The sequence below is a fragment of the Pantoea endophytica genome, from assembly GCF_002858935.1.
Classification (GTDB): Bacteria; Pseudomonadota; Gammaproteobacteria; order Enterobacterales; family Enterobacteriaceae; genus Pantoea; species Pantoea leporis.
Genome location: NZ_PJRT01000010.1, coordinates 112,381 through 130,695, shown reverse-complemented (window position 1 = coordinate 130,695; position 18,315 = coordinate 112,381). Strand labels below are relative to the sequence as shown.

Sequence of the window (18,315 nt, the reverse complement as noted above, 5' to 3'; positions counted from 1 at the left end):
TTTGTAGGGATTTACTGATTACCTCAAAAACCACAAGAAAGGAGGCCTAACGTGAGCTATCAAACTGTCGTGGAACTCAAGTCGCTGGCACAGCGCAAACCCACCAAATTTACCGTCGGCGACACCGATGTGGTACTGATTCGTGACGATGAGCGGGTGCAGGCGTTTCAGGCCAAATGCCCGCACGCCGGGGCGCCGTTAGAGCAGGGCGCGGTGTGTGGCGACAAGCTGATCTGTCCGTGGCACAAAGCGGTGTTTCAGCTGCAGGATGGGCAGATGTGCGAGCCGCTGGCGCTGGCGAATCTCAAGCGTTATCCGGTGCGCATCGAACAAGGCAAAGTGCTGGTCAGCCCGCAGGCGATGTCACCCGCCAGTGCGCCCTCCGCACAAGGTGAGTCACCGGTATGCGTGATTCTCGGTTCGGGCGCGGCGGGAAGTGCGGCGATCTGGACGCTGCGCGATGAAGGTTTTAAAGGGCATATTGTGTTGATCGAGCGGGAATCGGCCGCACCTTACGATCGCACCGCACTGAGCAAATTCGTGCCGTCCGGCAAAATGGCGATTGAGGATGTACCCAGGCTGCTGCAGCAGGATGTGCTGGGCACGGTGGAGCGGATTCAGGGCGATGTCGAGCAGCTCAAAGCGCTTGAGCAAACGCTGATCCTCAAAGGCGGTCAGCAAGTGAAGTTTGACCAACTGCTCATTGCCAGCGGCGGCGTGCCGCAACCGCTCGATATACCGGGTAAAGATCTCGACGGCGTGCATCTGCTGCGATCGCTTAATCAGGCCGATGAGTTACTCAAAGAGGTGGATAAAACCGAGCAGCTGGTGATTATCGGCAACAGTTTTATCGGTATGGAGATGGCAGGTTCGCTGCGTAATCGTGATGTTGATGTCACGGTGATTGCGCGCCAGCCGCTGCCGTTTGCTAAACAGTTTGGCGAAGAGATTGGCCGCCACTTTTACGATCTGCATCGCAGCAACGGCGTGAAGTTTGTCGAAGGCGATCCCGTGGCGCTGGAAGGCGAGGGCAAAGTCACTGCCGTGCGCCTGAAGAGTGGCAAAAAAGTTGATGCCAGCCTGGTGCTGTTTGGCACGGGCGTGGTGCCGGCGACCTCATTCATCCACGACCTGCCGCTGGAGGACGATGGCAGCTTGCTTACCGACAGCCAGCTGCGCGTGGCCGATAACATCTGGGTGGCCGGTGATATCGCCAGTTATCCGTCGGTGCAGGGCCCACAACGCATTGAGCACTATCGCGTGGCGCACCAGCAAGGGCGCATCGCGGCGCTGAATATGTTAGGGAAACAGAACCTGTATGACCGCGTGCCGTTCTTCTGGACCGCGCATTACGGTACCCGCTATGAGTATCTGGGGCATGCGGAAGAGTGGGACAATTACCGGCTGCTGGGATCGCTACAGAATAAGCAGTTTATCGCTTTCTATTGTCAGGAGGGGATGATTGCGGCGGTGTGTTCTGCCGGGTTATATACGCTGACGGCAGCGCTGGTGCAGGAGATGCAGCAGCCCATGACGCTGGCGCAAGGTATTGCGCTGTATGAGGCGTACGCAGCGGCCTGATGCCCTCACCCCGGCCCTCTCCCACAGGAAGAGGGAGACGCAGCCACATGCCCGATCGGACCCCTCTCCCGCATGCGCGAGTTTGCCACATGCTCGATCAGTTCCCTCTCCCGCTTGCGGGAGAGGGTTAGGGTGAGGGGCAAAGCGCACCGATCACTGCTTACTCAACGCCTCTGATTTCGCCATACACTGCTGCATCGCATTAATCACCGCGGCGCGGAAGCCTTTCTCTTCCAGCACTTTCACCGCTTCGATGGTGGTGCCGCCTGGCGAGCACACCATATCTTTCAGCTCGCCGGGATGCTTGCCGGTTTCCAGCACCATCTGCGCCGAACCTTTGACCGCCTGCGCCGCAAACTGATATGCCTGCGCACGCGGCATGCCGCCGAGCACCGCCGCATCGGCCATCGCTTCGATAAACATAAACACATAGGCTGGCGCTGAGCCGCTCACGCCAACCACCGCGTGAATCAGGTATTCATTTACCACCGCCGCTTTGCCGAAGCTTTCAAAAATCCCCACCACTTCATCCACTTCATGCGCTTCCACCAGCACGTTTGGCGTCACCGAGGTCATACCTTCGTTCACCAGTGATGGCGTATTGGGCATCACGCGGATGATTTTGCGATCGTGGCCGAGAACCGATGCCAGAGAATCCAGCGTCACGCCTGCGGCAATCGAGACCACCAGCACATCTTTCTTCAGCTGGCCGGCAAGATCTTTCAGCACTTTGAGAATCACATTGGGTTTCACCGCGCCAAACAGAATATCCACTTCGCGCGCCAGACTTTCCACGCTGTCCGCGGCGGTGACGCCATATTGCTGCGCCACCGCCTGATTGGTGGCGGGCTTACGGTCGAACACCCAGATATTGGCGGGGGCGATCTGCCCGCTGTTGACCAGTCCGCTAATGATGGCTTTCGCCATATTGCCGCAGCCGACAAACCCGATTTTTTTATCCAGCATCGCTTTATCCTCTAAGTGGTTCATTTTCTATGGGAGTAAGCTTACGTCAGCGAGGATTAATAACAAGGCGGGCGGCCAGCAAAAACAGTTGCCATTCTGCCGCAGCACGGCAAGATCAGCCTCATTGTCTGTGAAAAAGGAGTCATCATGTCGATTTGGGTTGATGCCGATGCCTGTCCCAATGTCATCAAAGAAGTGCTGTACCGCGCGGCTGAGCGCACCAAAGTTACCGTGACCTTTGTCGCCAACCAACCGCTGCGCGTGCCGCCGTCGCCGTGGCTGAAAACGCTGCAGGTTGCTGCCGGGTTTGACGTGGCGGATAACGAGATTGTGAAACGGGTGCAACCCGGCGAGCTGGTGATTACCGGCGATATTCCGCTGGCGGCAGAAGTACTGGAGAAGGGCGCTGCGGCGCTGAATCCGCGCGGAGAGCGTTATTCGACAGACACCATTCGTCAGCGCTTAACCATGCGTGACTTTATGGAAACGATGCGCGCCAGCGGGATTCAGAGTGGCGGCCCGTCGACCTTAAGCCAACGCGACCGCCAACTGTTCGCCAATGAACTGGATAAGTGGTTACGTCAGCGCTGATCAGACGAAGCTATCATCGTCATCAAAGTCGCCGCCGCTGCCAAAGTCACCGAAATCATTGTTGTCCGCCAGGTTGTTATCCCAGCCCGAGTTATCATTCAGGAACGCATTGTTGCTGTCGTTGCCGTTAAAGGTGTCGAGGCTGTTATCGACCTGCGGCAGCGCCGGTTCGTTGATGATGTTAACGATCTCTTCCGGCTGCGAATGGTGGAACATGCTGGTCAGCATATCCGCCATCACCACGCCGCCCGCCACGCCAACGGCCGTCTGCAATGCGCCGCCGAGGAAGCCGGTGCCGCGTGCCGCAGGCGCAGCAGATTGCTGCTGTGGTGGCGCATATTGCTGTTGTGGCTGCGGCGGTGGATTCCCCCACGCTGGCTGTTGTTGCGCCGCCGGGCGCGATCCGCCACCAAACAGGCTGGAAAGAAAACCGCCGCTGCTCTGCTGCGGTGCCTGTTGCTGCTGCGCCTGCGCCAGACGATTTTCCAGATCCGTAACCTGCGCATTAAGCTTTTTCAGCGCCGCTTCCTGAATAAGGATCGCCTGTGACATGTAGTAAGGCGCGCCGGGCTGATTCTGTAAATGCTGTTTGATTAACTGCTCTGCGCCAGCATCACGCGGGCCGCTTTGCGTCTCAGCCTGTTTCAGTCGGCTGAACAGGTTTTCAATAAGTTGTTGTTCTTCGCTTTGCATGGGGAACCCTCCGTTAAGGTATGCCTCATATATGAGGGCGCGACCAGAGAAAGTAAATCAGCGGCCTGGTAAGGAAATGTTGGCCGCTGTTACATTTGGCCCGATGCACGATTCATGCATTGTTTTTTGCAGCTTAATCAAACGACTAGCTTAGGATGTGACTGAAATACGCGTAAATCGTGCCTCGCGGGTGGCTGATAAAATAAAATCCAGGTATTATGCGACGCATTATTGACCTGATGACGTTGCCCGTGCGGCACATTACGGCGGAGGATGAGCCCGGATGTCATTACCCATCTATCTGATCGGCGCACGCGGTTGCGGTAAAACCACGGTTGGCCAGGCGCTGTCGCAAGCGCTGGGCTATGTCTTCAACGATACCGATCACTATTTGCAACTCACTACGCAACGCAGCGTGGCGGAGATTGTCGCATCTGAAGGGTGGGATAGCTTCCGCGCCCGCGAAACGGAATCGCTGCGCGCGGTCACCGCTCCGAATACGGTCATCGCCACCGGCGGCGGCATGGTGTTGGCGGAAGTGAATTGTCGCTTTATGCGCGAACACGGCCAGGTGATTTGGCTGAACGCGCCTGCAGACGTGCTGGCCGATCGTCTGGAACATCAGCCGGAAGCCGCGCAGCGTCCCACCTTAACCGGCCGCCCGATTGCCGAAGAGATGGGCGATATTTTGCGTGAGCGTGCTCATTTGTATCGCCAAACCGCGCATCATGAAGTCAACGCGATGCAATCGCCCGATCGCGTAGTAGAGCAAATTCTGCAATCGCTCTCTTTAGCGCGCGCCAGCTAAACCCTCAGATTTCTCTCTGTTTCTTTGCAGCGATCCTCAGTTGTCTATACTTAGCGTTAGGCAGAGGATCACCGCTGTCTGTGGACAACTGATAGAAGAGGGAAAACAATGCCAACGAAACCACCCTATCCGCGCGTCGCGCGTATTGTCGCCGTTGAAAAAGGTTCGGCGGATCAAACCGTCACCTGGTATGAATTGCGTGCCGACCATCCCAAACCCGATACATTAATAAGCGAACACAAAAGCGAAACCGAAGCGCAAGATGCCAAAGAGCGCTACGAAGACGCTGAAAAAGATTAAGTTTACCCGTCATATTTCAAGCTGCAGGTGCGTTGGCTGCATGTGTTCACCCCAGTCACTTACCTAAGTAAGCTCCTGGGGGATTCACCCATTTGCCGCCTCCCTGCAACTTGAACTCTATAGGGTAAAGAATTCAGCCGAAAAACTGCAATATTCCAAAAAAGTTACACACTTTCCTGCGGAATATTTAACTCACCTGATTACGTCATTTATTTCCCACTTCACGCCGTATTTTATTCTGCCTTAAATTCCCTCAGAAACGTCCGGCTTAAAATTTGCGCTTGACCGTCAAAGCGTCGCGCTTTACTTTCTGGTTATTGAAAGAGGAACTGTGTTCCATATAGTGAAACCAACGCCATGACCACACTCGAAAATGCCTCCGCTGTACTGAAGCTGTTTCAGCGCTTTGGCGTGACGCAGGGCCATCCCGGCTTGACCTTTACCGAGGTGGTGGATGCGTTAGGCATGCCGAAAAGCACGGTCTCGCGCCTGTTAGCGACCATGGAGAGTGAAGGCTTACTTGAGCGTGACACTGAAAGTCGCTGCTTCCAGATTGGTCGCGTGCTGTTGTCGGTGGCGGGTCACTATCTGTCGACGCCGCTAGTGGATAGCGCGTCGGCGCCGATGGCGCGCCTGGCGGCCAGCAGCGGTTGCATGGGTTATATCTCGGTGTTGGATGGCGACGATGTGCTGGTGATGCGCATGTATCACGGCCGCTTCTTCACCCAGTTGGTGACGCCGCCGGGCTCGCGCGTTTCATTAACCGGCACTTCGACCGGACGCGTGCTACTGGCGCAGCTCAGTGATGACGAGGTTCGCGAACGTTTTGCCAGCAACTGGCAGGCGGCTTCGATGAACTCGCCGCTGAGCGTCGATGCGTTATGCAAAGAGTTAGCGGTAATTCGCCAGCAAGGCTGGGCACTGGCGCGCAATGAGACGCTGCCGGGCATCAGTTCGCTGGCGGTCGCGGTAACCAATAAACATCGCGGTGAAAGTGCTGCGCTCTGTCTCTCGTTTTTATCGCAAGAAGCGGCGCCCGGATATCCGGAGAGGCTGCTCAGCGAACTACGCGCAACGGCTGCACTGATGGCCGAAAAATACGGCGCATAATCCTGTCCAAAACAGGAAACCCTATTTTAGTTTTGAAGGCGTTTATTCGCGCCACACCAGGGAAATAGCAGGTCTTCGGACCTGCTTATTTCAATAATCAGGGAACGATTAATATAAAAACGTTGATGTCCCGCGTGTCGGGCACTTCGAATTAAAGCGTTTTCTACAGGGTGAAAATACGGGGATCTCATGCGTCAAAATAATCCAATAAAAAGCGTTGGCGTTGCCTTAATGCTGGTTCTGCTGTCCGTTGCCGGCGCCATCATTGGGGTTCAGCTTATTACCACCATTGGGGTAACACCCAATACCTCTATTATCGGCGCGCTGTTTGCCATGCTGCTGGCGCGTATTCCGCTGCAATGGTTTCGTCGCTATCACTCCATTGAAGTACAAAACCTCGCGCAAACCGCCATCTCCTCGGCCACCTTCGGTGCGGCCAACAGCCTGTTGATGCCGATTGCGGTGCCGTGGGCGCTGGGTGAGCCGCAGCTGGTGCTGCCGCTGTTTGTTGGCGTCAGCGCGGCGATGCTGCTCGATGCTTATTTACTCTATCGTCTATTTGATACCCGCGTCTTCCCGGCCAGCAATGCGTGGCCGCCGGGCGTGGCGGCAGCCGAAGCGATCAAAGCCGGTGACAAAGGCGGTCGTCAGGCTTGGCTGCTGGTGGTGGGGATTGTTGGCGGCATCGTGGGTTCGATGCTGAAGATCCCGATGTCGGCATTTGGTACCGCGTTTATCGGTAATATCTGGGCGCTCAGCATGCTCGGTATGGGTTTCCTGCTGCGCGCCTACGCGCAACCGGTTGCTGGCATTGATATCAACGCACTCTATATTCCGCACGGCGTGATGGTCGGTGCCGGTTTGGTGGCGTTAATTCAGGTGGTGCAGGTGATTCGCAGCCGCCGCAATGATCAGGTCAACGTCAGCCGTAGCGACAGCGAAGTCAAACGTTCGCTGGGTTTCGGCACCGTCGGTTACATCGTCATCTCCACGCTGCTGGCGCTGGCGGGCGGTCTGTGGAGCCAGATGGGCCTGCCGATGCTGGTGCTGTTTATCCTTTACGCCGCCTTTGCTGCCTTCGTGCATGAATTGATTGTTGGTATCGCCGCCATGCACTCTGGCTGGTTCCCGGCCTTTGCGGTGGCGCTGATTACCCTGATTCTCGGTATTCTGCTCGGCTTCCCGCCGTTGGCGTTGTGCCTGCTGTGTGGTTTTACCGCCGCTACCGGTCCGGCGTTTGCCGATATGGGTTATGACCTGAAAGCCGGCTTTATCCTGCGCGGTAACGGTGCCGATGTGCAGCAAGAGCTGTGGGGTCGCCGTATCCAGCTGATCGCCGCGATGATTGCCTTTGTGATCTGTATTCCCGTGGTGTGGTACGCGCACACCATTTTCTTTGCCGAGAATCTGCTGCCGCCGGTGGCGCGCGTCTATGCCAAAACCATTCAGGCCGGCGCCGAACCGGGGATAGCCGGCAACCTGCTGATGTGGGCGATTCCGGGCGCGATTATTCAGTTGATCGGCGGACCAAAACGTCAGCTTGGCGTCCTGCTGGCGACCGGCTTGTTAATCAACAACGCCGCGGCAGGTTGGGCGGTGATGGTGGGCATCGCGCTGCGCATTATCATCCTGCGCGTGTGGGGCGAGCGTGGACGTTCACGGATGGAGGTGATGGCCGCCGGATTTATCGCGGGCGACGCGCTCTACAGCTTCTTCCATTCACTTTTTGCCAGCGGCAGCAAAAAATAATCCAGGAAATTCATGATGAGTTTACAGCAGACACTGCAGGTCTTTGAGTTACTCGATAGCGCTTACATTGATGGCCAACAGGTGGTCGATCTGTTCGCGGCCTATCCGGGCGTCACCGCCAGCACGAAACGCGTTAGCGGGCCAAAAGGGCGGACCGATTTCGTCCGCATCGATATCCCCGGTGCGCAGGGCAAAAGCAACGGCGGCAGTGCGCCAACACTCGGCATCATTGGCCGTCTCGGCGGTATTGGTGCGCGTCCAACGCGCATTGGTATGGTATCGGATGCCGATGGCGCCGTCGCGGCGGTGAGCAGCGCGTTGAAGCTGGCGCAGATGCAGACCAAAGGCGACGTGCTGGCCGGTGATGTGATTATCACCACCCACATCTGCCCGGATGCGCCAACCCGTTCGCACGAGCCAGTCGATTTCATGGATTCGCCGTGCGACGACATCACCATGAATGACAACGAAGTGATCGCTGGTGTTGATGCGATTCTGTCGATCGATACCACCAAAGGTAACCGTATTCTCAATCACAAAGGCTACGCGCTGTCGCCGACGGTGAAAGAGGGCTACATCCTGCGCGTGTCAGAAGATCTGTTACGCATCATGGAGATGACCAGCGGCAAACCGGCGGTTACCTTCCCGATCACCACGCAGGACATCACGCCATACGGCAACGGGGTTTATCACCTCAACAGTATTTTGCAACCTTCCACCGCGACGGATGTACCGGTAGTCGGCGTGGCGATCTGTGCCGAATCGGTGGTGCCGGGCTGCGGTACCGGCGCCAGCCATGAAGTGGATATCGCCTTAGCGGTGAAGTTTGCGGTGGAAGTTGCGAAAGAGTTCGGGCGTGAAACCTGTCACTTCTACGACCCGCAAGAGTACGCTCTGCTGCTCTCTTTGTATGGTAGTCTCAGCCATCTGCGTACCCGGAAAGCCTGATGAACATCTCCCTGGTCACACTGACGATTGGTCAATCACCGCGTAGCGACATTCTGCCGCTGCTGCTGGAACATCTGCCCGCCGATCAGGTGGCGCATGCCGGTTTACTCGACGGCCTGACGCTAGCCGAAGTTGAGCTGCAGTATGCGCCCGCGCCGGGTGACAAGGTGCTGGTATCGCGTATGACCAGCGGCGAGCAGGTGCGCCTGTCCGTAGCAAAAGTGGAGCTGGGACTGCAACGTAAGATCAACGCGCTGGAGCAGCAGGGCTATGACACCATTTTGCTGCTGTGCACCGGCGAGTTTGGCGCGCTGAAAACCCAATCCGCTCTGCTGCTGGAGCCCGATCGCATCATCCCACCGCTGGTACGCGCGATTGTGCAAGATCATAAAGTCGGGATTGTGGTGCCGGTGGAAGAGCAGATTGCCGAGCAGGCCAACAAGTGGCGCAACTTGATCACTCCGCCGTGTTTTGCCGTTGCCAGCCCGTATCTGGCGGAGCAGGCCGATTTGGTGGAAGCGGGATTGTCGCTGCAGGAGCAGGGCGCGGATGTGGTGGTGCTGGATTGCATCGGCTATCACCAGCAGCACCGCGATTTCCTGCAGAAAATGCTGGGCATTCCGGTACTGCTGTCGAACGTGCTGGTGGCCAAGCTGGCGGCAGAATTAATCGTCTAACGCAGGGAGATCACAAGTTGCGATCTGTGGCGCTAATTCGCGTGACAGATCAGCGAGTTCCTTAGTAATCTGCCAGTCACGATAATGTGCTGTGAGGAAGTAATATGCTCAATACAAGTGAGTATTTCGACGGAAAAGTGAAATCCATTGGTTTCGACAGCGTGACCATTGGCCGTGCCAGCGTTGGCGTGATGGCGGAAGGTGAATACACCTTCGGCACCAATCAACCGGAAGAGATGACGGTGGTGAGCGGCGCGCTGAAAGTGCTGCTGCCGGGCGAAACCGAGTGGAAATGGTACGAAGCCGGCACCAGCTTCAACGTGCCAGGCCAAAGCGAATTCCATCTGCAGGTGGCAGAGCCTTCTTCTTATCTGTGCCGCTACCTCTAAACTCAAGCTTTAGAACATCTTAAACCTGCGACTTCTGTTGAAGCGCAGGTTTTTTTATTGCTCGACCCACGAAAATCCTGCTGGTTTGTCGTAGGGTCACCCTTAATGGCGATCAGGATCGAGAGGATTAACGCTTCGCTTCGCCGCCTAACGCTTCGACCAGATTGCCGATCAGCGCGGCCAGTTCGCTGGTCATAAGAATAAAATCGGCATCGAAACGCTGGGCGAAATCATCGCGGTCGATGTCATCATTCTGCTCACGCAGCGTGTCGCTGAACTTCAAACGCTTCACTGAAGCATCATCGGCAATAACGAACTGAATGCGTTCCTGCCAGTCAAGCGCTAGCTTGGTGACCACTTTACCGGCTTCAATGTGTGTAGCGATTTCGTCGGAAATCAGATCCTGCTTCTTACAGCGGATCACGCCGCCATCTTCCAGCATGGCTTTCAGCTCGGCTTCATCCATCAGGGCAAAACCTGCTGGCAGCTCACCTGAGCGCACCCATTCGGTCAGCGTCAGCTCGATCGGATTCTCCAGCGTCAGCGGTACCACCGGCAGCGAACCGAGGCTTTTACGCAGCAGCGCCAGCGTGTCTTCGGCTTTTTTGGCGCTGGCACAGTCGACGATGATCAGATTGTTAACGGTGTCGATCCACATATACGTCTGGCTGAAACGGCTAAACGCGCGTGGCAGCAAGCTGTGCAGCACTTCATCTTTCAGCGAATCTTTCTCGGTCTTCTTCAGCTTGCGGCTCTGTTCCGCCTCCAGCTTGTCGATTTTGGCTTCCAGCGCCTGCTTCACCACCGGCGACGGCAGAATCTTCTGCTCGGTGCGTGCACAAATCACCATCTGACCGTTGATTTCGTGCGTCAGCGCTTCGCTGCGGTTGCCCATCGGTGAAACCCAGCCGGTTTTCGCCATATCCTGGCTGCCACACGGCGAAAAGGTAAAGGCGTCGAGCTGTTTTTCCAGATCGTCTGCGGACAGCGGAATGTCACGATTCAGACGATAAACCATCATATTTTTAAACCACAACATCGGGATTCCTTACCGTGGGTGCGATCGGGCGCACAAGTCTCAAAGTCAGCGCGCATGATAGCGAAACATCGGATTGGTTTCATTGCCTTTCCCGATTCAGCCTTCTACTGTATTTGTCACCAGAACGAATAATGAGGAATAAATCGTGCGTATCGGGATTGATTTAGGCGGAACCAAAATTGAAGTGATTGCACTGTCTGATCAGGGTCAGGAGCTGTTCCGTCATCGCGTTAACACCCCGCGTGACGACTACGCTGCCACGGTTCAGGCGATTGTCGAATTAGTGCTGCTGGCGGAGGAGAAAACCGGCCAGCAGGGCACGGTTGGCATTGGCATTCCCGGCACGATTTCGCCTTACACGCAGCGGGTGAAGAATGCGAATTCCACCTGGCTGAACGGTCAGCCGCTGGATAAGGATTTAGCGCAGGCGCTGAATCGTGACGTGCGCATCGCCAACGACGCGAATTGTCTGGCGGTTTCCGAAGCGGTGGATGGGGCCGGCGCGGGTCAGCCGCTGGTGTTTGCGGTGATTATCGGCACCGGATCGGGCGCGGGTGTAGCGATTGGCGGTGAGTCGCGCATTGGCGGTAACGGCAATGCCGGTGAGTGGGGCCACAATCCGCTGCCGTGGATGGATGAAGATGAACTGCGCCACCGCGCGGAAGTGCCCTGTTACTGTGGCTTGCAGGGCTGCATTGAGACCTTTGTATCGGGTACCGGCTTCGCTATCGATTATCAGCGTCTGAGCGGTAAAGCGCTGAAAGGCGCGGAGATCATCAAGCTGATTGAGCAGCAGGATCCGGTGGCGGAACTGGCGATGAATCGCTACGAAATGCGTCTGGCGAAATCACTGGCGCAGGTCGTGAATCTGCTGGATCCCGATGTGATTGTGTTGGGCGGCGGCATGAGTAACAACGATCGCCTGTACCAAACCGTGCCGGCGCTGATGAAGCAGTGGGTGTTTGGCCGCGAGTGTGAAACGCCAGTGCTGAAGGCGGTACATGGCGATTCGAGCGGCGTGCGCGGGGCGGCGTGGTTGTGGCCGTTGAAAGGGTAGTTTCTGGCACGCACCTCGGTTAGTGCTTGCTGTCCCCCTCCTCGGTCCTCCCCCATCAATGGGGGAGGAAGATGCTGCTATATGTGAGTTTGGATGCTGCATGTGGCAGCGTCTCCTTCCCCCGCTTGCGGGGGAAGGCCGGGATGGGGGACAGCGTGCACACTTCCACCAATGGGGGAGGAAGATGCTGCCACATGTCAGTGAGGAAGCTGCATGTGGCAGCGTCTCCTTCCCCCGCTTGCGGGGGAAGGCCGGGATGGGGGACAGCCAGCACTAACCCACTCACTCACCCACTAACATCGAATCCTGCGGCGCGTTATCGCGCTGGGCTTTCGTCGCCAGGAAGTAGACATATCCCACCGCCATAATCGCCACAAACAAGCCGCCAATCACCGGGTTGAACCACAGCATCGCCACCAGACACACCAGCGACAGCACCAGCGCAATGCCCGGCACAATCGGATAGCCAGGCGCACGGAAGCTGCGTTCCATCTCTGGCGCAGTGCGACGCAGTTTAAACAGGCTCAGCATACTCATCAGATACATCACAATCGCGCCGAACACCGCCATGGTGATCATCGCAGCGGTCAGCGTCATGCCTTGCAGATTAATGAAACCATCGCTATAGATCGCGGCGATGCCAATCAAACCGCCGGCGATAATCGCGCGGTGCGGCGTCTGAAAGCGCGACAGCTTCGCCAGACTTTGCGGCAGATAACCGGCGCGGGCGAGGGCGAAGAACTGGCGCGAATAGCCGAGAATAATGCCGTGGAAGCTGGCAATCAGGCCAAACAGACCGATCCACACCAGCATGTGCATCCAGTTGGAGTTTTCATCGACAATCATCTTCATTGCCTGCGGCAGCGGATCGTTGATGTCCGACAGCTTGCGCCAGTCGCCAGCGCCACCGGCCAGCAGCATCACGCCAATCGCCAACACCACCAGCGTCAAAATGCCGGTGATATAGGCTTTGGGAATAGTGCGTTTGGGATCTTTGGCCTCTTCGGCCGCCATCGCCGCGCCTTCAATCGCCAGGAAGAACCAGATGGCGAACGGAATCGCGGCAAAGATGCCAGACATCGCCGGCATGCCGAAGTGATCGCTGCCCGCCCAGCCGTTAGCGGCAAAGTTGGCGATGCTGAAGCCCGGCGACACCACGCCCATAAACACCAGCAGCTCCAGAACCGCCAGCACCGTGACCACAAATTCGAACATCGCCGCCAGCTTAACGCCGAGAATGTTCAGCGTCATGAAGACGATATAGGCGCCGACCGCGGCGGTTTTCGGATTGAGATCGGGATATTGCACGTTGAGGTAAGCGCCAATCGCCATGGCGATCGCCGGCGGTGCGAACACGAACTCAATCAGCGTGGCGAGGCCCGCGATCAAGCCGCCGGTTTCACCGAACGCGCGGCGGCTATAGGCAAACGGACCGCCCGCATGCGGTATCGCGGTGGTCAGTTCGGTAAAGCTGAAAATGAAGCAGGTATACATGGTGGCGATCATCGCGGTGGTGATCAGAAACCCTAGCGTGCCCGCCACGCCCCAGCCGTAACTCCAGCCAAAATATTCCCCGGAAATCACCAGTCCAACCGCAATGCCCCACAAATGCAGGGTGCCCAGCGTGGGTTTGAGCTTATTCGTCATCATCTTCTCCCCGTCGTCATTGTTGGTGCGGCAGCTTCACCGCGCTTTTTTATCTTTGCGCTACAGTGAAGTGATAATGCCGCTGCCGGGCGCGGGAAAACTTGACGCGGGCGCAGTGAGTTTTGTCCTCCACGGTCAACTCTGAGGCAAGAAAAGTGCCAGATGCACGCTGCGGTCAACTTTGGGTTGTCTGCGGTCAAGCAGTCAGGACGACGTCATCCCATGCTGATACCACTTGCTTGATGCTGGAGATTGATGAATGAGTGCCGAACAGTCCGATACCTTAACCGATACTGAAATCACCCTGCTGGCGCATCAGGCGCTGGCCCGTTATCCCGCGGCACTGCGCGGCGAACTCAAGCTGCTGTGCCGCTCGGAAAATGCCACCTTCCTGTTGCAGGCGGCGGGCAAACGCTACGCGCTGCGTCTGCATCGTCCTAACTATCACAGCAAAGCGGACATTCAGAGCGAGCTGCTGTGGCTGGATGCGCTGCGTGACATTGGCATCATGGTGCCGCAGGCGATCCCGGCCAGTGAGGGTGAGACCGTGCTGACGCTGCCGATGGCAAACGGCGCTGAGCGCTACGCCGTGTTGTTCCACTGGATTGAGGGTGACATGCCCACCACCGATGTCGATCCCAAAGCGTTTCAGCAGCTGGGTCACATCACCGCGCGCCTGCATCAGCACAGCCGCAGCTGGCAGAGACCGGCCGGTTTTCAGCGCATCATCTGGGATCATCACACTATGGTTAGCGATCATAGCCATTGGGGACGCTGGCAGGACGCGCCGAACCTCAATCCGGCCGATCACGGCATCGTCGCCGAAGCGGTAGCGCGCGTCGGGCAGGAGCTGCAGGGCTTTGGCAAAGGGGCGGATCGTTATGGTTTGATCCACGCCGATCTGCGTCTGACCAACCTGCTGCTGCATAAAGGCGAAACGCGGGTGATCGACTTTGATGACTGCGGACTCGGCTGGTATCTGCACGATCTGGCGGCGGCGATCAGTTTTGTAGAGCACCACCCTCGCGCCGCCGAATGGGTGGATAACTGGATCCTCGGTTACGAAAAAGTGGCGCACATCAGTGATGACGAGATGGCGCTGGTGCCGACGCTGCTGATCCAGCGCCGCATTCAGATGACGGCGTGGATGGGATCACACGCGGAAACGGAAATGGCATTGAGCCTTGGGCCGCGCTGGGCCGATCACTCGGTGCGCCTCTGCCGACGTTATCTGGAAACCAATCAGCTGCCAGTTGGCGTCTGATGCACCAGCAGTGAGCAGCTTTGCGCTGTCGCGGCGCAGCAAAGGTCGCCATTCATGGCGACCCTGCGACAAAATCCGCAAATCATCCGCCTGGTACGAATATTGCTGGAATCCTCAACCTGTTTCACTCGCGCCACACGCAGAGGTTCCGATGCAATCACTCATAACACCCACTGAAGCCTTGAGCGCCTTGTCCGTCAGCGCCAGCAACCGCGGCGTTTTGGCGGCGGCGGCCACCGGACTGAGCGGGTTTATCACTGACAAAGGCGGCGATGTCGATCGTATTTTTGGCATCAGCGGCATCAACTCCGAACTGCTGGCGAGCCCCACGCTAAGCCTGGGTTTGGTGAACTACTGCCGCGTGATGGAAGAGGCAGCGCGTCATTCCGGTTTTGATAACTTCGGTTTGCATTACGGCAAGCAGTTCAAACCGCAGTCATTAGGCTTGATTGGGTATATCGGCCTCTGTTCGCCCACGCTTGAGCAGGCGCTGCACAACGTGGTGAATGCCTTTCCGTGGCATCAGCACGACACGCTGACGCGGCTGGTGGATAAAGGCGAGTGCTGGCGGCTCGATTATCAGGTGCGCCACGGTGCGATCCTCTCCAGACGTCAGGATGCGGAGCTGACGCTCGGCATGTTCCTCAACTTGATCCGCCACGTTGCCGGCAAAAACTGGGCACCGCGTGAAGTGCACTTCGAACATCCGCGCCCGGAGCAGTGGCACGAGCACTGCAAAGTATTTGATGCGCCGGTGTGGTTTGATCAACCGTTCAACTCATTACTGATCCCGAAACGCGATCTGCTGCGCAGCATGCCGGAACAAGATCCGATGTTGCTGATGGTGATGCAGGATGCTATCCGCCGCCTGAACAGTTGTGCCAGCCTGCAAAGCGTGGTGGAGCAGGCGCGATCGCAGGTCAATCTTTCACTGATGCAGGGCGAACCGGTGCTGGAAGAGATTGCCGAAAAAATGGGCTTGTCGAGCTGGTCGCTGCAACGGCGGCTGCGTGAAGAAGGCATCAGTTTCACGGCGCTGGTGGACAAGGTGCGCTGCGAGATGGCGACGCACTATCTGCAACAGAAGCAGCTGCCGATCTCAGAGATGGCGCTGCTGCTCGGCTATTCCGAAGTCAGCGCCTTCTCCCGCGCCTTCCGCCGCTGGTTTGGCATCAGCCCGCGCCAGTGGCGCCAGGATGGCTCGGCGTTGCCGGGGCAAAACCGAACCACGCTGGCTGGCTAGCGTCCGGCGGCGGCGGTAAATCTTTGCTTTGACCAATCAACTGCCAGGCGCGCAGGCACAGCGTTTCGTCGCCTTGCGTCTGCGTCACCGCGTAGCGCCCGCTGTTTTGCCACTCAAGCCGCACCAGACATTGCTGACCGGCATAACGGCGCGCATCGCGGAAATGCTGGTTGAGCTGATGCTGCATCTCATCAGTCCATTTGCAGGATGCGCTGCCCGGTGCGCTCTGCGGCTGACACAGGTTGGCGATGCTATCCTGTTGCTTTGGCTGAGAATGCTGACAAGCGCTGAGCGTCGCAATAATCATTAACCCGCCCAATAATCCCGCCATTCGATTAATTAAATTCATTAATATGCCTGTGTTTTCACTAAAGTTCCTCTCCCTCACTGCCGACAGTCTACAGACCGACTCAACCAATGCTATGGCATTACTCTGACTATCGGCAGAACCAGAATTTGCCGCAGCCTCGCGGCTTTATCTCCTTTTGATTCATGGATTAGAAATGCAGAAAAAATATGCCCTTGCGGCACTCTCCTTGTTAAGCGCCACGCTGCTCAGCGGCTGCGCGACCGAATCGTCACGCGCCATTGAAGCGCCACAGGTACGTGCGGCCAGCCAGCCCGCGTATCAGGGCGTGCGCAGCCCGATTGCGGTTGGCCAGTTTGATAATCGCTCCTCGTACATGAACGGCATCTTCTCCGATGGCGTGGATCGTCTTGGCAATCAGTCGAAAACCATTTTGGTCACGCACCTGCAGCAGACCAATCGCTTCAACGTGCTGGATCGCAGCAACCTGAAAGAGTTGCAGCAGGAAGCCGGCTTTAAGAAGAGCGAGCAGAACATCAAAGGTGCAACTTACATCATCACCGGCGATATCACCGAATTTGGTCGCAAAGAAGTGGGCGATCAGCAGCTGTGGGGCATTTTGGGGCGCGGTAAGAACCAGATCGCCTATGCCAAAGTCAACCTGAATGTGGTGGATGTCACCACCTCAGAAGTGGTGTACAGCGCGCAGGGCGCGGGTGAATTCAAGCTGTCAGCGCGTGAGATCGTCGGTTTCGGCGGCACCGCCAGCTATGACTCCACTCTCAACGGCAAAGTGATGGATCTGGCGATTCGTGAAGCGGTAGATCATTTAGTGGATGGCATTAACAGTGGCGCATGGCGTCCGGCGAAATAAGGATATTGAGCATGAAAGGGTTGCAACTGAGTGCGGCGCTGATCGCTGCGGGTGTGCTGGCAGGCTGTGCGCCAAAAGGGCCGGAACCGATCTATTACTGGGGCGATTACCAGCAGCAGATCTACAGCTATTACAAAAAAGATAGCGATCCGCAGAAGCAGATCGAAGCACTGAATCTGGATATTGAAAAAGCCAAATCGGTCAACAAACCGGTTGCGCCGGGCCTGCACGCGCAGCTCGGCCTGCTGTACGCCAAAACCGGTGCTACCGATAAAGCCTTCGGCCAGTTTGCCACCGAGAAGCAGCTGTTCCCGGAATCGGCGCCCTATATGGACTTTCTGATGAAGAAAAAACAAGGAGTTGCCCAGTGAACAAGCTGATTGTGTCTTTGGGCGTGCTGGCCACGTTGCTATTGACCGGCTGCGCGCATAAAAAACCGTACGATTACAGCGCCTTCCGCGCCAGCAAGCCGGCCTCAATTCTGGTGTTGCCTGCGGATAACCGCGCGCCGGATGTGAACGCGGCGAACAGCTTCACCTCGCTGGTGACACGTCCGCTGGCGGAAGCGGGCTATTACGTGTTCCCGGTGGCGGTGGTGGATGAAACCTTCCAGCAGAACGGATTGACCAACGGCCATGAAATTCAGGCTGTCAGCCCGCAGCGTCTGCATGACATCTTCCACGCCGACAGCGCGCTGTACATTTCAGTGACCGATTACGGCAGCAGCTATCAGGTGATCCAGAGCGTGACCAGGGTGTCGGCGACGGCGCGTCTGGTGGATTTGCGCAGCGGTAAAGAGCTGTGGCAAGGCATTGCCACCGCCAGCGACGCGGAAGATGGCAACAACAATAATGGCGGTATCATTGGCATGTTGGTGTCAGCGGCAATCAAGCAGATTGCCAGCAATGTGTCGGATAAGGCACACACCATCGCCGGTGTGACCAGCGCCCGTCTGTTGGCGCAGAACGAGCAGGGCGGTTTGCTGGCCGGCCCCCGTTATAAGTTGGTGAGTACGCGATAAAAGAATGCAGTGAATCGTAGCGGCGCGATTTATCGCGCTCTTTTCGGATGG

Annotated in this window: 20 protein-coding genes; 15 read left to right on the top strand and 5 right to left on the bottom strand. The window is 57.1% G+C overall.

Annotation, left to right across the window (positions count from 1 at the left end; all coding sequences use genetic code 11):
• Nucleotides 1-51: 51 nt before the first annotated feature.
• Nucleotides 52-1,581, top strand: a complete 1,530-nt coding sequence (locus tag PZBJ_RS10740) for an FAD-dependent oxidoreductase (protein WP_101762475.1) — start codon at nucleotides 52-54, stop codon at nucleotides 1,579-1,581.
• Between the two features lie 153 nt (nucleotides 1,582-1,734).
• Here the strand turns inward: PZBJ_RS10740 and proC are convergent, their stop codons facing one another.
• Nucleotides 1,735-2,547, bottom strand: coding sequence for a pyrroline-5-carboxylate reductase (gene proC, locus PZBJ_RS10735; protein WP_101762474.1), 813 nt, complete (start codon nucleotides 2,545-2,547; stop codon nucleotides 1,735-1,737).
• A gap of 147 nt (nucleotides 2,548-2,694) precedes the next feature.
• Here proC and PZBJ_RS10730 point away from each other — a divergent pair, with 147 nt between their 5' ends.
• Nucleotides 2,695-3,138 carry a YaiI/YqxD family protein gene (locus PZBJ_RS10730; protein WP_008106050.1) on the top strand — a complete coding sequence of 148 codons (444 nt, stop codon included), beginning with the start codon at nucleotides 2,695-2,697 and terminating at the stop codon, nucleotides 3,136-3,138.
• Here PZBJ_RS10730 and PZBJ_RS10725 read toward each other — a convergent pair whose 3' ends face one another.
• Nucleotides 3,139-3,831 (bottom strand): DUF2076 domain-containing protein, encoded by a 693-nt coding sequence (locus PZBJ_RS10725; protein ID WP_101762473.1) that lies wholly within the window; start codon nucleotides 3,829-3,831, stop codon nucleotides 3,139-3,141. It lies immediately after the preceding gene.
• A 283-nt stretch (nucleotides 3,832-4,114) separates the two neighbouring features.
• Between PZBJ_RS10725 and aroL the strand changes: the two genes are divergently transcribed.
• The 7 genes from aroL to ppnP all read left to right on the top strand — a co-directional run bounded on the left by aroL (nucleotide 4,115) and on the right by ppnP (nucleotide 9,812).
• Nucleotides 4,115-4,639, top strand: a complete 525-nt coding sequence (gene aroL, locus PZBJ_RS10720; RefSeq protein ID WP_101762472.1) for a shikimate kinase AroL — start codon at nucleotides 4,115-4,117, stop codon at nucleotides 4,637-4,639.
• 108 nt (nucleotides 4,640-4,747) lie between these two features.
• Nucleotides 4,748-4,939, top strand: a complete 192-nt coding sequence (locus tag PZBJ_RS10715; RefSeq protein ID WP_101762471.1) for a YaiA family protein — start codon at nucleotides 4,748-4,750, stop codon at nucleotides 4,937-4,939.
• 357 nt (nucleotides 4,940-5,296) lie between these two features.
• Nucleotides 5,297-6,049: an IclR family transcriptional regulator gene (locus PZBJ_RS10710; RefSeq protein ID WP_101762470.1), complete on the top strand. Its 753-nt coding sequence runs from the start codon at nucleotides 5,297-5,299 to the stop codon at nucleotides 6,047-6,049.
• A gap of 189 nt (nucleotides 6,050-6,238) precedes the next feature.
• Nucleotides 6,239-7,798 (top strand): OPT/YSL family transporter, encoded by a 1,560-nt coding sequence (locus PZBJ_RS10705; protein ID WP_101762469.1) that lies wholly within the window; start codon nucleotides 6,239-6,241, stop codon nucleotides 7,796-7,798.
• Between the two features lie 15 nt (nucleotides 7,799-7,813).
• Complete coding sequence (locus PZBJ_RS10700) at nucleotides 7,814-8,746, top strand: DUF1177 domain-containing protein (protein WP_101762468.1); 933 nt, start codon at nucleotides 7,814-7,816, stop codon at nucleotides 8,744-8,746.
• The gene (locus tag PZBJ_RS10695; protein ID WP_101762467.1) at nucleotides 8,746-9,423 is read left to right on the top strand and encodes an AroM family protein; all 678 of its coding nucleotides are present in this window, start codon (nucleotides 8,746-8,748) and stop codon (nucleotides 9,421-9,423) included. The genes PZBJ_RS10700 and PZBJ_RS10695 overlap by 1 nt, the downstream gene beginning before the upstream one ends.
• A 104-nt stretch (nucleotides 9,424-9,527) precedes the next feature.
• A complete protein-coding gene (gene ppnP, locus PZBJ_RS10690; RefSeq protein WP_101762466.1) occupies nucleotides 9,528-9,812 on the top strand; it encodes a pyrimidine/purine nucleoside phosphorylase in 285 nt (94 codons plus the stop codon).
• A 127-nt stretch (nucleotides 9,813-9,939) separates the two neighbouring features.
• On the opposite strand, the gene rdgC is transcribed toward ppnP, so the two are convergent.
• Nucleotides 9,940-10,851 carry a recombination-associated protein RdgC gene (gene rdgC / locus PZBJ_RS10685; protein WP_101762465.1) on the bottom strand — a complete coding sequence of 304 codons (912 nt, stop codon included), beginning with the start codon at nucleotides 10,849-10,851 and terminating at the stop codon, nucleotides 9,940-9,942.
• Nucleotides 10,852-10,996: 145 nt separating this feature from the next.
• Between rdgC and mak the strand changes: the two genes are divergently transcribed.
• Nucleotides 10,997-11,908 (top strand): fructokinase, encoded by a 912-nt coding sequence (mak, locus tag PZBJ_RS10680; RefSeq protein ID WP_101762464.1) that lies wholly within the window; start codon nucleotides 10,997-10,999, stop codon nucleotides 11,906-11,908.
• Between the two features lie 282 nt (nucleotides 11,909-12,190).
• Here mak and eat read toward each other — a convergent pair whose 3' ends face one another.
• Entirely contained in the window at nucleotides 12,191-13,555 is a 1,365-nt protein-coding gene (gene eat, locus PZBJ_RS10665; RefSeq protein ID WP_101762463.1) for an ethanolamine permease, read from the bottom strand.
• Between the two features lie 259 nt (nucleotides 13,556-13,814).
• Between eat and PZBJ_RS10660 the strand changes: the two genes are divergently transcribed.
• The gene (locus PZBJ_RS10660; protein WP_101762462.1) at nucleotides 13,815-14,819 is read left to right on the top strand and encodes a phosphotransferase enzyme family protein; all 1,005 of its coding nucleotides are present in this window, start codon (nucleotides 13,815-13,817) and stop codon (nucleotides 14,817-14,819) included.
• A gap of 151 nt (nucleotides 14,820-14,970) precedes the next feature.
• A complete protein-coding gene (gene qhpR, locus PZBJ_RS10655; protein ID WP_101762461.1) occupies nucleotides 14,971-16,062 on the top strand; it encodes an AraC-like transcriptional regulator QhpR in 1,092 nt (363 codons plus the stop codon).
• Here qhpR and PZBJ_RS10650 read toward each other — a convergent pair.
• Nucleotides 15,992-16,411, bottom strand: a complete 420-nt coding sequence (locus PZBJ_RS10650; protein ID WP_101762460.1) for a cell envelope integrity TolA C-terminal domain-containing protein — start codon at nucleotides 16,409-16,411, stop codon at nucleotides 15,992-15,994. The two genes, qhpR and PZBJ_RS10650, sit on opposite strands and share 71 nt — an antisense overlap.
• Before the next feature lie 154 nt (nucleotides 16,412-16,565).
• On the opposite strand from PZBJ_RS10650, the gene PZBJ_RS10645 reads away from it, so the two are divergent.
• The 3 genes from PZBJ_RS10645 to PZBJ_RS10635 are packed head-to-tail and all read left to right on the top strand — an operon-like array spanning nucleotide 16,566 to nucleotide 18,264.
• Nucleotides 16,566-17,243, top strand: coding sequence for a CsgG/HfaB family protein (locus tag PZBJ_RS10645; RefSeq protein WP_101762459.1), 678 nt, complete (start codon nucleotides 16,566-16,568; stop codon nucleotides 17,241-17,243).
• 11 nt (nucleotides 17,244-17,254) lie between these two features.
• A complete protein-coding gene (locus PZBJ_RS10640; protein WP_101762458.1) occupies nucleotides 17,255-17,614 on the top strand; it encodes a DUF4810 domain-containing protein in 360 nt (119 codons plus the stop codon).
• A complete protein-coding gene (locus PZBJ_RS10635; RefSeq protein ID WP_101762457.1) occupies nucleotides 17,611-18,264 on the top strand; it encodes a DUF799 domain-containing protein in 654 nt (217 codons plus the stop codon). Before PZBJ_RS10640 ends, PZBJ_RS10635 begins: the two co-directional genes overlap by 4 nt.
• Nucleotides 18,265-18,315: the final 51 nt, after the last annotated feature.

Excerpts from the sequence above, each read along its gene's own strand:
- proC (WP_101762474.1), bottom strand. The coding sequence starts at position 2,547 with ATGCTGGATAAAAAAATCGGGTTTGTCGGCTGCGGCAATATGGCGAAA.
- PZBJ_RS10730 (WP_008106050.1), top strand. The coding sequence starts at position 2,695 with ATGTCGATTTGGGTTGATGCCGATGCCTGTCCCAATGTCATCAAAGAA.
- PZBJ_RS10725 (WP_101762473.1), bottom strand. The coding sequence starts at position 3,831 with ATGCAAAGCGAAGAACAACAACTTATTGAAAACCTGTTCAGCCGACTG.
- aroL (WP_101762472.1), top strand. The coding sequence starts at position 4,115 with ATGTCATTACCCATCTATCTGATCGGCGCACGCGGTTGCGGTAAAACC.
- PZBJ_RS10715 (WP_101762471.1), top strand. The coding sequence starts at position 4,748 with ATGCCAACGAAACCACCCTATCCGCGCGTCGCGCGTATTGTCGCCGTT.
- PZBJ_RS10710 (WP_101762470.1), top strand. The coding sequence starts at position 5,297 with ATGACCACACTCGAAAATGCCTCCGCTGTACTGAAGCTGTTTCAGCGC.
- PZBJ_RS10705 (WP_101762469.1), top strand. The coding sequence starts at position 6,239 with ATGCGTCAAAATAATCCAATAAAAAGCGTTGGCGTTGCCTTAATGCTG.
- PZBJ_RS10700 (WP_101762468.1), top strand. The coding sequence starts at position 7,814 with ATGAGTTTACAGCAGACACTGCAGGTCTTTGAGTTACTCGATAGCGCT.
- PZBJ_RS10695 (WP_101762467.1), top strand. The coding sequence starts at position 8,746 with ATGAACATCTCCCTGGTCACACTGACGATTGGTCAATCACCGCGTAGC.
- ppnP (WP_101762466.1), top strand. The coding sequence starts at position 9,528 with ATGCTCAATACAAGTGAGTATTTCGACGGAAAAGTGAAATCCATTGGT.
- rdgC (WP_101762465.1), bottom strand. The coding sequence starts at position 10,851 with ATGTTGTGGTTTAAAAATATGATGGTTTATCGTCTGAATCGTGACATT.
- eat (WP_101762463.1), bottom strand. The coding sequence starts at position 13,555 with ATGACGAATAAGCTCAAACCCACGCTGGGCACCCTGCATTTGTGGGGC.
- PZBJ_RS10660 (WP_101762462.1), top strand. The coding sequence starts at position 13,815 with ATGAGTGCCGAACAGTCCGATACCTTAACCGATACTGAAATCACCCTG.
- qhpR (WP_101762461.1), top strand. The coding sequence starts at position 14,971 with ATGCAATCACTCATAACACCCACTGAAGCCTTGAGCGCCTTGTCCGTC.
- PZBJ_RS10650 (WP_101762460.1), bottom strand. The coding sequence starts at position 16,411 with ATGAATTTAATTAATCGAATGGCGGGATTATTGGGCGGGTTAATGATT.
- PZBJ_RS10645 (WP_101762459.1), top strand. The coding sequence starts at position 16,566 with ATGCAGAAAAAATATGCCCTTGCGGCACTCTCCTTGTTAAGCGCCACG.
- PZBJ_RS10640 (WP_101762458.1), top strand. The coding sequence starts at position 17,255 with ATGAAAGGGTTGCAACTGAGTGCGGCGCTGATCGCTGCGGGTGTGCTG.